This is a genomic window from Bradyrhizobium sp. th-b2 (assembly GCF_000426785.1).
Classification (GTDB): Bacteria; Pseudomonadota; Alphaproteobacteria; order Rhizobiales; family Xanthobacteraceae; genus Bradyrhizobium; species Bradyrhizobium septentrionale.
The window spans coordinates 31,662-45,620 of sequence record NZ_AUGA01000048.1 but is presented as its reverse complement, the minus strand read 5'-3'; the positions used below and the strand labels follow the sequence as shown (position 1 = coordinate 45,620).

The following is a 13,959-nucleotide window of genomic DNA, read 5'->3' as shown; positions in this document are numbered from 1 at the left end:
CCGTGCGATGACCATGCCAATCGAGAGGGGATTTTCATGACTGTCCTCATTGCAGGTGGCGGAATTGGCGGGCTGACCTTGGCGCTCAGCCTGCACCAGATCGGCGTGCCCTGTCGCGTATTCGAGAGCGTGCCCGAGCTGCGGCCGCTCGGCGTCGGCATCAACGTGCTGCCGCATGCGGTGCGCGAATTGATCGAGCTCGGCCTGCATGACGTGCTCGACGCGACCGCAGTACGCACACGCGAGCTCGCCTATTTCTCCAAGCACGGCAAGCCGATCTGGAGCGAGCCGCGCGGGCTCGAGGCCGGCTATAAATGGCCGCAATTCTCGATCCATCGCGGCCGCCTGCAACAGCTGCTGCTCGATGCCGCGACCGAACGGTTGGGACGTGAAAACATCCTGACCAGCCATCACCTCTCCGGCTGGACCGAGACGGCGGATGGCGTGCGCGCCGATTTCATCGACCGCGCCACCGGCAAGTCCGCCGGCAGCTGTGACGGCGCGGTGCTGATCGCAGCCGACGGCATCCATTCCGCGGTGCGCGAAAAACTCTATCCGCAGGAGGGACCGCCGATCTGGAACGGCCGCATCCTGTGGCGCGGCATCACCCGCGGCAACGCCTTCCTGACCGGCCGCACCATGATCATGGCCGGCCACGAGATCCTGAAATTCGTCTGCTATCCGATCTCGAAAGAGGCCGGCGCCGACGGCAAGTTCGACATCAACTGGGTCGCCGAGCGGCACATGCCGCCGACCTATCAGTGGCGCCGCGAGGACTATAACCGCACCGCTGATCTCAACGAGTTCCTGCCGTGGTTCGAGAGCTGGAATTTCGACTGGCTCGACGTGCCGGGCCTGATCCGCAACTGCCCGCACGCCTACGAATATCCGCTGGTCGACCGCGATCCGATCGCGCAATGGACCTTCGGCCGCGTCACGCTGATGGGCGACGCCGCGCATCCGATGTACCCGATCGGCTCCAATGGCGCGTCGCAGGCGATTTTGGATGCGCGCGTGCTGACGCGCGAAATCCTAGCGCATGGTCCGACGCAGGCTGCGCTGTTGGCCTATGAGGCAGAGCGGCGGCCGGCGACGACGGATCTCGTGATGCTGAACCGCCGCAACGGGCCGGAGCAGGTGATGCAGCTGGTCGAGGAGCGCGCGCCCGACGGCTTTGCCGTCGTCACCGACGTGCTGTCGCAGCAGGAGCTGGAAGACATCGCCGCCAACTACAAGCGCGTCGCCGGCTTTCAGGTCGAGGGGTTGAACGCCAAGCCGCCGATCGTGCAGCGGGCGGGCTGACGCAGCTCTCTACCCGTCATGCCCGCGCAACGGCTTTGCCGTTGTCGCTGGAGGAGCCGCGAAGCGGCGTCTCGAAGTATGCACGGCCCGCCCGGTGGCCGTCGACCCTTCGAGACGCGCGCAAGTGCGCGCTGCTCAGGGTGACGGGACTGACTATTGCGCGAGCATTCCTACCGCAGCGCCTGCGCCGCCTCCACCAGGCGGATGCTGCTCGTCGCGGTGGCGAGCAGCGTTCCGTCAGCTGCAGTGAGCCGGCCCTCGACGAAGGCGATGGTCTTGCCGAGCTGCGTCACGGTGGCCTCGCCGGTGATCGGCCCCGGCCTTGCCGGCGCCAGGAAATTCACATTCATCGTGATGGTCGTGGTGAACAGCCTGCCCTCGGTCATCACGAACACCGCCGGTCCCATCGTGTCGTCGAGCATCGCCGAGAGCATGCCGCCCTGGACGAAGCCGGCCGGATTGCAAAAGTCCTGCTTGCCGTCGAACACGATCCTGATCCAGCCCTCCTGCGGACGTGCATCAACCACGCGCCACCCCAGCAGTTTTGCGACTGGCGGCATCGGGATGCGGTCGAGTGCGGTTGCGATCATGGCGGCCTCCGGTTTCCGGAGGTGATAACGAAGCCCTGCTGCCAGCATGGTGTCAGCAGGCCGTCACCTTCTAGAGATCCAGCCCGTGCGCGATGACCTTGCGCATCACATTGGGGAACGCCTCGCCATCCAGCGTCGCGACCGGCACCCAGCGCATGCCCTCCGGCGCGCGGGTCCGCGGCGGAACGCTGGCGGTATAGACCACGAGCTCGAGCGGAAAGTGCGTGAAGACGTGGGTGACGACACCGGCCTTGCGGTGCCAGCGCGTGACGCCCCTGAGTTCCGGCGCCTGCGCGAGCGCTGCCGCATCTTGCTGCCCGGCAAGCCATTGCGATCCCGGCACTTCGGTCATGCCGCCGAGCAGGCCCTTCTCCGGGCGCGAGCGCACCAGGAGTTCGCCGCCCCGCGTCACCACGAAGGCTGCGCCGCGGCGCAACGTGCCGCTCTTCTTCGGCGCCTTGCGCGGGAAGGTTTCCTGGTCGCCGCGCGTCCGTGCGGCGCAGTCGTCATTCAACGGACACAGCGCGCAGGCCGGCTTCTTCGGCGTGCAGATCGTGGCGCCCAAATCCATCAGGGCCTGCGCGCTGTCGCCGGCACGGGACGGGCCTAACAATGTCGCGGCCATCTCTTGGATCAGCGGCTTGGCCTGCGGCAGCGCCGCCTCGATGGCGTAGAGCCGCGTGACCACGCGCTCGATGTTGCCGTCCACCGGCATGGTGCGGCGGTCAAACGCGATCGCGGCGATCGCCGCGGCGGTGTAGGGCCCGATGCCGGGCAGCACGCGCAAGCCGTCCTCGGTGTCCGGAAATACCCCGCTGTGGTCATTGAGCACCGCGACCGCGCAGGCATGCAGGTTGCGCGCCCGCGAATAATAGCCGAGCCCGGCCCACATCCTCAGGACGTCGTCGAGCGAGGCGCGGCCGAGTGCGGCCACATCCGGCCAGCGAGCCACGAATTTCTCGAAATAGGGCCCGACCGCCCGCACCGTGGTCTGCTGCAGCATGATCTCCGATAGCCACACGCAGTACGGATCAGCCCGCTCCCCCGCCGCCGCGCGCCATGGCAGCTTGCGGCGATGCCGGTCATACCAGGCAAGCAGCCGCGCCGGGCGGTCGGCCTGCTGGTCGGTGGGTCCTGCTTTGGCGGCGGCGCGGGAGCTCATGGAGGTACCTTAAGACAAATCTCGCCCCGTCATGCCCGGGCTTGACCCGAGCATCCACGTCTTTCTTCTCCCGGGATGGAAACGCGGCCACAATGATGAACACGGTTTCGGCCGCGCCGGCTCCGCTGCTATAACCCCCTGATGGCAAAACCCGGTCCGATCAGCGCAAAACCCCTGTCGATCCTGCTCAGCGACGTCTTCACCGAAGCCTATGCCAAGCAGGGCTTTGCCGCGCGCGAACTGGTGACGCGCTGGACCGAGATCGCCGGCGAGCGAATCGCGGCCTATTGCGAGCCGTTGAAGATGCAGTGGCCGCGGCCGGTGGAGGGGCAGCCGCAGGAGCCGGCCACGCTGGTGCTGCGGGTCGAAGGACCGATGGCGCTGGAGATCCAGCATTCCTCCGATGTCATCCTGGAACGGGTGAACCGCTTCTTCGGCTGGCATGCGGTTGGCCGCCTGACCATCCGGCAGGCGCCGCTTTCGCGCCGCAGCCGCCCCACGCGGCCGCGCCCGCCCGACCCCAAAACCGTGGCGCGGGAAGCGGCAAACCTTGGGGCTGTCGAGGACGACGATCTGCGTGCGGCGCTGGCCCGGCTGGGCGCCACGATCAAGCGAAATTGACGCTTTTCGCGGGGTCGGCCGCGAGACCCCGGCATTGCCACAATGGTCGTTTCAAGCTAGCGAAGGCTTCTTTTCGGGACCCCTTCATGCTGGCGTGAATGCGCCAATCCGGGAGCTGACCTTGATCATCACGCGCCGCGCTTTCACCACCGCTCTCTCGCTGACCGGGCTCGCCGCCCTCGCCGGCCTGTCGCCGCTGCGCCTGATCACGGAGGCGTTCGCGCAGACCGCCGCCGAGGTCGCCAAGCCGCAGTCGCTGCCGGACATGGGGCTCGGCCCGCAGGACGCCAAGGTGACGATCGTCGAATACGCCTCGATGACCTGCCCGCACTGCGCCAATTTCAACGAGACCGTGTTCCCGAAGATCAAGTCGACCTACATCGACTCCGGCAAGGTCCGCTACGTGTTCCGCGAATTCCCGCTCGACATCAAGGCTGCCGCCGGCTCGATGCTGGCGCGCTGCATCGCCAAGGACGACGCGCCGAAGTTCTTCGCCGTGATCGACCTGTTGTTCCGCCAGCAGAACGACTGGGTGGTCAAGAACACCACCGAGACGCTGACGCGGATCGGCAAGCAGGCCGGCCTCAGCCAGCAGCAGGTCGAGGACTGCCTGAAGGATCAGAAGCTGCTCGACAAGATCGCCGCCGACCAGAAATACGCCAACGAAGTGCTGAAGGTGAACTCGACGCCGACCTTCTTCGTCAATGGCGAGATGGTGAAGGGCGAGACCTCGTTCGAGGAGTTCAGCAAGCGCATCGATCCGCTGCTAAAGAGCTGATCGCGAGTCGACAAACCTGACGTCGTTCGTGCCCGCATCGCGCCGGGCACCATAATTGTGGATGATTTGCGATCACCGCGCGCGGCCGTCGCATCATTTCGTTGTTGAAAACTTGATTCGCGTGATGCGAATCTTCCAGGACATGCAGTGGTCATAAAACCCTGCAAATCCCTCGCAAATCCCTTGGGAAAAGCTTGGTCAAGCGGTTGCCCTGACGCGCAGGCATCGCCATTGTCGCCGCTCATGAGAGCTGCACTCAGCTATTCGCCCCAAACACGACATTGCCTTACATGGTATTGTCACGGCAGGGAGATTCGCGCCCGGCCAAACGAGATTTGTGTACATGAAGCTCACGCGCCTCCGCCTGCACGGTTTCAAGTCGTTCGTTGAACCCACCGATTTCATGATCGAGCCGGGCCTGACCGGCGTCGTCGGACCGAACGGCTGCGGCAAATCCAATCTCGTCGAAGCGCTGCGCTGGGCGATGGGCGAGACCTCGCACAAGTCGCTGCGCGCCGCCGACATGGATGCGGTGATCTTCGCTGGTTCCGGCAACCGCCCGGCGCGCAACCACGCTGAAGTCGTGATGACGATCGACAATTCCGATCGCTCGGCGCCAGCCGCGGTGAACGACAGCCAGCTGCTCGAAATCTCCCGCCGCATCGAGCGCGAGGCCGGCTCGGTCTATCGCATCAACGGCCGCGACGTGCGCGCCCGCGACGTCCAGATCCTGTTCGCCGACGCCGCCACCGGCGCGCGTTCGCCGGCGCTGGTCCACCAGGGCAAGATCGGCGAGATCATCCAGGCCAAGCCCGAGCAGCGCCGCCGCGTGCTGGAAGACGCCGCCGGCGTCGCGGGCCTGCATGCCCGCCGTCACGAGGCGGAATTGCGGCTCAAGGCGGCCGAAACCAACCTCACCCGCGTCGAGGACGTGATCGGCCAGCTCTCTGGCCAGATGGAAGGCCTTAAGAAGCAGGCGCGCCAGGCGATCCGCTACCGCGAGGTCGCCGCCAAGGTGCGCAAGTCCGAGGCCATGCTGTTCCATCTGCGCTGGATCGAGGCCAATGCCGACGTCAACGACGCCGCGCATAACCATGATGTTTCCGTGCGCGAGATGGCCGAACGCACCCGCGAGCAGGCCGAATCCGCCCGCATCCAGGCGATCCGCGCCGCCGAATTGCCGGCGCTGCGCGACGCCGAGGCGCGCGCCGCCGCCGGCCTGCAGCGCCTGACCAATGCGCGCGAGATGCTCGACCGCGAGGAGCAGCGTGCCAAGGAGCGCGTCGGCGAGCTCGATCGCCGCCTCACCCAGTTCGCCCAGGACATCGCGCGCGAGCAGCAGCAGACCTCCGATGCCGACATCGCGCTGCAGCGGCTCGACACCGAAGACGCCGAGCTGAAGGAAGAGATCAAGTCGCGGGTCGAGAAGCGCTCCGGCGTCGACGAGCGCGTCTCCGAAGCCGAGGAGATCCTGGCCGCGACCGAGCGCCAGTTCTCCGAGCTGACCACGCAGCTCGCCGACCTGACCGCGAAGCGCAACCAGCTCGAGGCCGGCGTCCGCACGCATCGCGACCGGCTGGCGCGGCTCGATCAGGAAATCGCCAACGTCCAGGCCGAGGAAACCAAGCTCGCGCAGGAGACCGGCAATCTCGGCGACATCGACGCACTTGTCGCCGCCATGGAGATGGCGCAGCAGACGCTCGCCGAATCCGAAGCCGCGGTGCAATCCAGCGAGGCGCATCACGCTGCCGCGCGGCAGACGCTGGAAGCCTCCCGCAATCCGCTCACGGAGGCCGACAAGCGCGTGCAGCGGCTCGAGACCGAAGCCCGCACCATCTCCAAGCTCGTCACCAGCGAGACCAAGAATCTGTGGCCGCCGATCATCGACGGCATCACGGTCGCCAAAGGCTATGAGAAGGCGATCGGCGCCGTGCTCGGCGACGACCTCGACGCTCCCGTGGATTCCTCCGCGCCGATGCGTTGGACCAATGTCGGTGAAGCCGCCGGCGACCCTGCCCTGCCCGATGGCGTCGAGCGGCTGGCCGATCACGTCCAGGCGCCGCCGGAACTGGCGCGCCGTCTGGCCCAGATCGGCGTGGTGGCAAAGGAACGCGGCGCCGCGCTGGTGTCGCAGCTGAAGACCGGCCAGCGGCTGGTGTCGCTCGAGGGCGACGTCTGGCGCTGGGACGGCTTCGTCGCCGACGCGCATGCTCCGACCGGCGCGGCGCGCCGCCTCGCCGAGCGCGCGCGCCTGGTCGACATCGAGCACGAGCTGGAGCAGGCCCGTATCGATGCCGCCGCCAAGCGCCAGGCGCTGGAGACCGCCGAAGAAGAACTGCGCTCGGCGTCCGCCGCCGAGGGGGCCTCCCGTGAAGCCGTGCGTGCCGCCCGCCGCGAGACCGACGCCGCGCGCGAGCGTCATGCCGCGACCGAGCGCGAGATCAACCGCCATGCCGCGCGCAAATCGGCGCTGACCGAGGCACACAGCCGCGTCGCCGCCGACCGCGCTGAGGCCGAAGCCGCGCATGAGAGTGCTGCTGCTGCGCTCGCCGAACTTCCGCCCGGCGTCGAGACCGAGGCCCAGCTCGCTGCGGTTCGTTCCGAGATCGACAATCAGCGCCGCGCCGCTGCGCAAGTCCGCGCCGAGGCGCAGGCGCTCGCCCGCGAGGCCGAGCTCGCCGACCGCCGCGTGCAGGCGATCCTTGCGGAGCGCAACGAGTGGCAGAACCGCAAGACCAGCGCCGCCTCGCAGGTCGGGACCATCGAGGCGCGCATCGCCGAGGTGTCGATCGAGCGCGAGGAACTGGCCAACGCGCCGGAAGTGTTCGCCGAGAAGCGCAGCGCGCTGATCACGGAGATCGAGCACGCCGAGGGTGATCGCCGGATCGCCGCCGATGCGCTGGCGACCGCGGAAGCCGCGATGGCGGAAACCGATCGCCTCGCCAAGGCCTCGCTCGAAGCGCTGTCGTCATCCCGTGAAGCCACCGCGCGCGCCGAAGAGCGCATGGAAGGCACCCGCCGCCGCCTCGCCGACATCGAGCGCGAGATTCACGACATGCTCGAGGTCGAGCCGAGCGCGGTCGTCGGCATGGCCGAGATCGAGCCCGGCGCGGAGTTGCCGCCGGTCGCTCAGGTCGAGGAGGAACTCGAAAAGCTGCGCCGCGACCGCGAGCGGCTCGGCGCCGTCAATCTGCGCGCCGAGGAAGAGCTGAAGGAAGTCGAGACCCAGCACACCGCGCTGACCACCGAGCGCGACGACCTGGTCGAGGCGATCAAGCGGCTGCGGCAGGGCATCCAGAGCCTCAACCGCGAAGCCCGCGAGCGCCTGCTGACCTCGTTCGAGACCGTCAACGCTCACTTCAAGCGGCTGTTCACCGAGCTGTTCGGCGGCGGCGAGGCGGCGCTGCATCTGATCGAGAGCGACGATCCGCTCGAGGCCGGCCTCGAGATCATCGCCAAGCCGCCCGGCAAGAAGCCGCAGACGCTGTCGCTGCTGTCAGGCGGCGAGCAGGCGCTGACGGCGCTCGCGCTGATCTTCGCGGTGTTCCTCACCAACCCGTCGCCGATCTGCGTGCTGGACGAAGTCGACGCGCCGCTCGACGACCACAACGTCGAACGGTTCTGCACCCTGCTGAACGAGATGACCGCTTCGACCGAGACGCGCTTCATCATCATCACGCACAACCCGATCACGATGGCGCGGATGAACCGGCTGTTCGGCGTCACCATGGCCGAGCGCGGCGTCTCGCAGCTGGTCTCGGTCGACCTGCAAGGCGCGGTTGATATCCTCGACCAGAACGTGGCGTAGCCAAGGCTCGCTCTTCATAGTCATTGCGAGGAGCGGCAGCGACGAAGCAATCCACGCCTCGGTAAGCGGTGCGATGGATTGCTTCGCTCCGCTCGCAATGATGTGTGGATGGTACGCCGCATGACCTCACCCGATCTGCCTGCCGAACTGAGAACGGCACTCAACGCCAAACTCGAAGGCCTGTCGCGCAACGAGGCGGCGGGCCGTGCCGCCGCGATTTCCGAGACCTATCGCGCCGGCGGCGGCTCCGGCGGCACGATCAAGTCCGAGAGCGATGCGCAGGCCTACGCGCTGGCGCGGATGCCGGCGACCTATGCGGCCGTTGTCGCGAGCCTCAACGCGCTGACCGAGATCCGATCGGACTTCGCGCCCACAAGCCTGCTCGATGTCGGCGCCGGGCCGGGTACGGCAAGCTGGGCCGCGGCTGAGACATTCCCGTCGCTCCAGGATTTCGCCCTGCTGGACGCCAATGAGGCCCTGCGTACACTGGCACTGGACCTCACCCGCAAGAGCAGCCGGCTGCGCGGCGTCAGATACGAGCTCGGACAGGCGCGCACCTACGTCACGCATGCCGATACAGCCGACCTCGTGATCGCAAGCTACGTGATCAACGAGATCGGCGATGCCGAGCGCGCCGCGCTCACCGATGCGATGTGGGACAAAACCAGGGATACGCTGCTGGTCGTCGAACCCGGCACACCTGCGGGCTACGCGCGGATCATCGCGCTCCGCGCACGCTTGATCGCCGCCGGTGCCCACGTCGCCGCCCCCTGCGCGCATGACGGCGCCTGTCCCCTGGTTGCGCCCGACTGGTGCCATTTCTCACAGCGCCTGCAACGCTCGCGTGCGCACAAGCAGGTCAAGGGCGCCGAGCTGCCGTTCGAGGACGAGCGTTTTGCCTATGTCGCGCTGAGCCGCACGAAGGTCGCGGCGCGCCCGTCCCGCGTGCTGGCGCAGCCTGACGTCGGCAAGGTCGAGATTGCGGCCAAGCTGTGCACACCCGAGGGCGTCGTCGTCACGAAGGTGCCCCGCCGCGCCAAGGCCGATTACGCCAGCGCCCGGCGATGGCGCTGGGGCGACTCGGTCTAGATCCTTGCGTCGTCCCGGCGAAGGCCGGGACCATACGCCGTGGCCCGCGGAAGGGGCGCAAGCGGCGTCGGCTTTGCTTCACAACCGGAATTGGTGGTTATGGGTCCCGGCCCCCGTGCGCGATTGCGCACTAGGCCGGGACGACGTTGAACTAATTCGACACCATCATCGACCAAGACAATGCCCACCTTTTCCGCGGCGGGCTGCCCTGCGCCCCGATCTTGGGCTACGGTGCCGCCGTTTCGTCCCATCAGGAGCCGCCTCGTCATGTCGACCAGCTGGATCGTTATCGGCGTCATCGTTCTTCTCGTGCTGTTTGCGTTCGGCGCCTACAACCGCCTCGTTGCGCTCAGCCAGCGGGTCGGACAGGCCTTTGCCGACATCGACGTGCAGCTCAAGCAGCGCCACGACCTGATCCCGAACCTGGTCGAGACCGTGAAGGGCTACGCCTCCCACGAGCGCGGCACGCTCGACGACGTCATCAAGGCACGCAATTCGGCGATGTCGGCGCAGGGACCGACCCAGGTCTCGGCGGCGGAAAACCAGCTCTCCGGCGCGCTCGGCCGGCTGATCGCGCTGTCGGAGGCCTATCCGGACCTCAAGGCCAACGCCAACTTCCAGCAGCTCGCCTCCGAGCTTTCCGATCTCGAGAACAAGATTGCCGCCAGCCGCCGCTTCTTCAACAACGCGGTCCAGGAATACAACACCGGCATCCAGCAGATGCCGGCCGCCTTGTTCGCCGGCATGTTCGGCTTCACCCGCAAGGATTTCTTCGACCTCGGCGCCAGCCGCACGGAGGTCGAGGCGGCACCGAGCGTGAAGTTCTGAGGCGCGACGCGCGCCGGCGAGAGCCCTGATGGCCGCCTACGGTCTCTACACGCACATCGCATCGAACAAGTTTCGTTCGATGCTGCTGCTTGGCGGGCTATTCCTGCTGATCTACGTGCTGGTCTATGCCGGCGCGCTGGTTGCGGAAGTGATGATCGATAGCGGCCGCTCGGTCGACTATTACCTGACGCACGCCTCGCGCGATCTCGTCTCCGCCTTGCCATGGGCGACGATCGCGGCCGTGGCCTGGATCGCGATCGCCTATTTCTTCCACCAGAAGATGATCGACGCCGTCACCGGCGGCGAAAGCGTGACGCGGCAGCAACAGCCGCGGCTCTACAATCTCCTGGAGAATCTCTGCATCTCGCGCGGCATCCCGATGCCGAAGCTGAAGGTGATGGACAGCCCGGCGCTGAATGCGTTTGCGACCGGACTGAACCCGCGGCAATACGCCATCACCGTCACCACGGGTCTGTTGAGGGCGCTTGATGACCAGGAGATCGAGGCCGTGCTCGGCCACGAGCTCACCCATATCAAGAACGGCGACGTGCAGCTGATGGTGGTCGCCGTGATCATCGCCGGCGCGGTCGGCTTCTTCGGCGAGCTGTTCTTCCGCCTGTTCACGAACCTGTCGTGGAACTCGAGCGGCGGCGGAGGCGGCTGGTCGTCCTCGTCATCCTCTCGATCTTCGTCATCCTCCTCGGACCGTGACAGCAAGGGCTCGGGCGGCGGCGCGATCGTCGTGATCATCATTGCGGTCGCGCTGATCGTGCTGGCCTGGCTGCTGTCGCAGGTGGTCAAGCTCGCGCTGTCGCGCTCGCGCGAATTCTTGGCCGATGCCGGATCGGTCGAGCTGACCAAGAATCCCGATGCGATGATCACCGCGCTGCGCAAGATCGAGAACCGCGGCGAGCTGCCGGATGCCACCTCGGCGGTGATGGAACTCTGCATCGACAATCCGCGCGAGGGCTTTGCCGACCTGTTCGCCACCCACCCGTCGGTGAAGTCCCGGGTCGATGCGCTGGTGAAATATGCCGGCGGCCACGACCCCGGGCCGCTGGCGCTGCCGGATGAGACATCGGACCAGACGGAGACGCAGGGCCAGCCGCCTATGCCAAGCGACCAGCCGCCGCCGGTCACCCACGGCCCGTGGGGCGACACACCGCCTGAACCGGCGAACAACCCGCCGGCGCTGCCGGGCACCAGCCCCGCGCAGGGACCATTGGGCCCGCTCCAGGGACCTCTTCAGGGACCTTGGGGCCGGCACCGCTGATCATGCCAGCTCTTTCATTTGGGCATGATCTCTTCGGAAACCGCTTCGCACTTTTCCGGATCATGCCCCTACCTTACTCAGTCCATTAAGGAAATCCCCACCAAACCGGTCGCGGGCACCTTAAGGAATTGAATTCTCCCTCGTTTCTGCCATGTTCGCGCCCAAAGCAGTGTGGGGACTTGCCGATCGCCATCGCGGTCGGGAGCGCGCTTCAAGGGATTTCCATGGCAAAGCCGGTTGTGATCGTGGTGGGCGCCGACAAGGGCGGGGTCGGCAAGACCACCGTCTCGCGGACGCTCCTGGACTATTTCAGTGCCAACAATGTGCAGACCCGGGCGTTCGACACCGAGTCGCCGCGCGGCACGCTGAAGCGCTTCCACCCTGACATCACCGAGATCGTCGACATGACGACGACCGCGGACCAGATGAAGATCTTCGATACGCTCAACGCTGGCTCCTCAGTCACCGTGATCGACGTCCGCGCCGGCCTGTTGTCGCCCGCGCTGGCCTCGCTGCGCGACATCGGCTTCCTCGATGCGGCGCGCTCCGGGCAGATCACCTTTGCCGTGTTCCATATCCTCGGCCCCTCGATCGCCTCGCTGGACGAGATCGCCGAGACCGCCAACTTTATGAGCGGCGCGAAATATTTCCTGGTGAAGAACTTCATCAACGACACCCAGTTCTTCCAGTGGGACCAGGCGACCTACAATTCCTACTTCCACCGCATCAAGGATGCCGTCGACCTCACCATCCCGAAGCTCAACGAAATGGCCTATGAGCAGGTCGAGGTCTCCTCGGTTCCGTTCCTGAAATTCGTCGCCAACAAGGGCATCAACGACGACGCCGCGAACTACTCCTTCGTGCTGCGCGGCTATGTCCGGCATTGGCTGGCCAATGTCTGGAGCGAGTTCGACCGGATAAAGCTGACCGACCTGGTCGGCGCCAAGTCGGGCAAGGGCGAAAAATAGTCGCGTCCGGGGCAGCGAAAGATCGCTCCGGGAGCAGGGAAAGATCGCGCCCGGGACAGCGAAAAAAGTCGCGCCCGGCAGCGAAAAATCGCGCCTGGGGGCGGCGATGGGGCTGGATTAGGCGAAAATTTGGCCTGATATAGCGGGCGATGTCGTCCACGCCCGTTTACATCATCTGCTCGCCCCGCCCGCAGGTCGGCAAGACGCTGATCGCACGGCTGCTCGGCGAATTCCTGCTGCTCAAGAACGGCGACGTCGTCTGCTTCGACATCAACCTGAAGGAGCCGTCGCTGCTCGACTACCTGCCGCGGATCACCGAGACCGCCGACGTGATCGACACCTACGGCAAGATGCAACTGATGGACCGCGTCATCGTCAATGACGGCATCGCCAAGGTGATCGACCTCGGCTACCACGCCTTCGACGAATTCTTCAAAATGGCCGACCAGATCGGGCTGATGAAGGAGGCGCTGCGCCGCCGCGTCGCGCCCGTGATCCTGTATGTTGCGGATACCGACCGCGCCTCGGTGCGCGGCTACCAGATGCTGCAGGGCCAGATCCCGCCGAACGGGCTCGTCGTGATCGACAATGAGTTCGTTGTACGTGGCGAGTTGCCGCCTGTGATGACCGCCAGCCGGGTGCTGCGCTTCCGTGCGCTGCCGGTGTTCCTGAAGACCTATATCGACCGGCTGAATTTCTCCTTCACGGGCTATCTGCGCCAGGAAAGGGATTCATCGACCGAGCTGCATCAGTGGATCCGGAAGAACTACACGACGTTCCGCGATCTTGAGCTCAGCATGCTGCTGCAAAGGTTGTAGCCGTCGTCCCGGCCTAGTGCGCAATTGCGCACGGGAGCCGGGACCCATAACCACCGCTGCGCGTTTGGCGAAGGCTGGGGCCACAGCGTCGTTCCACAATCACTATTCGCGGTCATGGGTCCCGGCTCCCGTGCGCAATTGCGCACTAGGCCGGGACGACGTGTGTGGAGAAATTGACTCTTAATGCCCCTCGAACGCCATCAGCGTGCGTACCGGGACGTCCATCGCGCGCAGTTTTGCGGCGCCGCCGAGATCGGGCAGGTCGATGATGAAGCAGGCGGCGACCACATTGGCGCCGATCTGGCGCAGCAGCTTGACCGCGCCCTCCGCGGTGCCGCCGGTCGCGATCAGATCGTCGACCAGGATCACGCGCTCGCCGGGCAGCACGGCGTCGGCATGCATCTCCATCTCGTCGATGCCGTATTCCAGCGAATAGGCGATCCGCACCGTGGTGTGCGGCAGCTTGCCCTTCTTGCGGATCGGCACGAAGCCGGCCGAGAGCTGGTGCGCCACCGCGCCGCCGAGGATGAAGCCGCGGGCCTCGATGCCTGCGACCTTGTCGACCTTCGCCCCCGCCCAGGGATGCACCAATTCATCGACCGCCCGGCGGAAGGCACGGGCATCCGCGAGCAGCGTCGTGATGTCGTGAAACAGGATGCCCTTCTTCGGGTAGTCCGGGATGTTGCGAACGGTAGCCTTGATGTCGTGGTCGAAGGTCATTG

Annotated in this window: 12 protein-coding genes; 9 read left to right on the top strand and 3 right to left on the bottom strand. The window is 66.2% G+C overall.

Annotation, left to right across the window (positions count from 1 at the left end; all coding sequences use genetic code 11):
• Positions 1-36: 36 nt before the first annotated feature.
• Positions 37-1,302, top strand: a complete 1,266-nt coding sequence (locus K359_RS0136765; RefSeq protein ID WP_029083732.1) for a flavin-dependent oxidoreductase — start codon at positions 37-39, stop codon at positions 1,300-1,302.
• 170 nt (positions 1,303-1,472) lie between these two features.
• On the opposite strand, the gene K359_RS0136760 is transcribed toward K359_RS0136765, so the two are convergent.
• Both K359_RS0136760 and mutY read right to left on the bottom strand, forming a co-directional pair.
• Positions 1,473-1,892, bottom strand: coding sequence for a PaaI family thioesterase (locus tag K359_RS0136760; protein WP_029083731.1), 420 nt, complete (start codon positions 1,890-1,892; stop codon positions 1,473-1,475).
• A 70-nt stretch (positions 1,893-1,962) separates the two neighbouring features.
• Complete coding sequence (gene mutY / locus K359_RS0136755) at positions 1,963-3,054, bottom strand: A/G-specific adenine glycosylase (protein WP_029083730.1); 1,092 nt, start codon at positions 3,052-3,054, stop codon at positions 1,963-1,965.
• Between the two features lie 141 nt (positions 3,055-3,195).
• Between mutY and K359_RS0136750 the strand changes: the two genes are divergently transcribed.
• The 8 genes from K359_RS0136750 (at position 3,196) to K359_RS0136715 (ending at position 13,237) form a co-directional block, all read left to right on the top strand.
• Entirely contained in the window at positions 3,196-3,675 is a 480-nt protein-coding gene (locus K359_RS0136750) for a DUF721 domain-containing protein (RefSeq protein ID WP_029083729.1), read from the top strand.
• A gap of 121 nt (positions 3,676-3,796) precedes the next feature.
• Positions 3,797-4,453, top strand: a complete 657-nt coding sequence (locus K359_RS0136745; RefSeq protein WP_029083728.1) for a DsbA family protein — start codon at positions 3,797-3,799, stop codon at positions 4,451-4,453.
• Positions 4,454-4,796: 343 nt separating this feature from the next.
• Positions 4,797-8,261, top strand: a complete 3,465-nt coding sequence (gene smc / locus K359_RS0136740; protein WP_029083727.1) for a chromosome segregation protein SMC — start codon at positions 4,797-4,799, stop codon at positions 8,259-8,261.
• A 120-nt stretch (positions 8,262-8,381) separates the two neighbouring features.
• Complete coding sequence (locus K359_RS0136735) at positions 8,382-9,350, top strand: small ribosomal subunit Rsm22 family protein (protein ID WP_029083726.1); 969 nt, start codon at positions 8,382-8,384, stop codon at positions 9,348-9,350.
• 267 nt (positions 9,351-9,617) lie between these two features.
• Positions 9,618-10,178: a LemA family protein gene (locus K359_RS0136730; RefSeq protein WP_029083725.1), complete on the top strand. Its 561-nt coding sequence runs from the start codon at positions 9,618-9,620 to the stop codon at positions 10,176-10,178.
• A gap of 28 nt (positions 10,179-10,206) precedes the next feature.
• Positions 10,207-11,451 (top strand): M48 family metallopeptidase, encoded by a 1,245-nt coding sequence (locus K359_RS0136725; protein WP_029083724.1) that lies wholly within the window; start codon positions 10,207-10,209, stop codon positions 11,449-11,451.
• Positions 11,452-11,675: 224 nt separating this feature from the next.
• Entirely contained in the window at positions 11,676-12,419 is a 744-nt protein-coding gene (locus K359_RS0136720) for a hypothetical protein (RefSeq protein ID WP_029083723.1), read from the top strand.
• A 149-nt stretch (positions 12,420-12,568) separates the two neighbouring features.
• Complete coding sequence (locus tag K359_RS0136715) at positions 12,569-13,237, top strand: hypothetical protein (RefSeq protein ID WP_029083722.1); 669 nt, start codon at positions 12,569-12,571, stop codon at positions 13,235-13,237.
• 180 nt (positions 13,238-13,417) lie between these two features.
• On the opposite strand, the gene K359_RS0136710 is transcribed toward K359_RS0136715, so the two are convergent.
• A complete protein-coding gene (locus K359_RS0136710) occupies positions 13,418-13,957 on the bottom strand; it encodes an adenine phosphoribosyltransferase (RefSeq protein ID WP_029083721.1) in 540 nt (179 codons plus the stop codon).
• Positions 13,958-13,959 lie beyond the last annotated feature (2 nt).

What these genes read in the sequence shown, in the direction of transcription:
- K359_RS0136765 (WP_029083732.1), top strand. Translation starts at nt 37, where the DNA reads ATGACTGTCCTCATTGCAGGTGGCGGAATTGGCGGGCTGACCTTGGCG.
- K359_RS0136760 (WP_029083731.1), bottom strand. Translation starts at nt 1,892, where the DNA reads ATGATCGCAACCGCACTCGACCGCATCCCGATGCCGCCAGTCGCAAAA.
- mutY (WP_029083730.1), bottom strand. Translation starts at nt 3,054, where the DNA reads ATGAGCTCCCGCGCCGCCGCCAAAGCAGGACCCACCGACCAGCAGGCC.
- K359_RS0136750 (WP_029083729.1), top strand. Translation starts at nt 3,196, where the DNA reads ATGGCAAAACCCGGTCCGATCAGCGCAAAACCCCTGTCGATCCTGCTC.
- smc (WP_029083727.1), top strand. Translation starts at nt 4,797, where the DNA reads ATGAAGCTCACGCGCCTCCGCCTGCACGGTTTCAAGTCGTTCGTTGAA.
- K359_RS0136735 (WP_029083726.1), top strand. Translation starts at nt 8,382, where the DNA reads ATGACCTCACCCGATCTGCCTGCCGAACTGAGAACGGCACTCAACGCC.
- K359_RS0136730 (WP_029083725.1), top strand. Translation starts at nt 9,618, where the DNA reads ATGTCGACCAGCTGGATCGTTATCGGCGTCATCGTTCTTCTCGTGCTG.
- K359_RS0136725 (WP_029083724.1), top strand. Translation starts at nt 10,207, where the DNA reads ATGGCCGCCTACGGTCTCTACACGCACATCGCATCGAACAAGTTTCGT.
- K359_RS0136720 (WP_029083723.1), top strand. Translation starts at nt 11,676, where the DNA reads ATGGCAAAGCCGGTTGTGATCGTGGTGGGCGCCGACAAGGGCGGGGTC.
- K359_RS0136715 (WP_029083722.1), top strand. Translation starts at nt 12,569, where the DNA reads ATGTCGTCCACGCCCGTTTACATCATCTGCTCGCCCCGCCCGCAGGTC.
- K359_RS0136710 (WP_029083721.1), bottom strand. Translation starts at nt 13,957, where the DNA reads ATGACCTTCGACCACGACATCAAGGCTACCGTTCGCAACATCCCGGAC.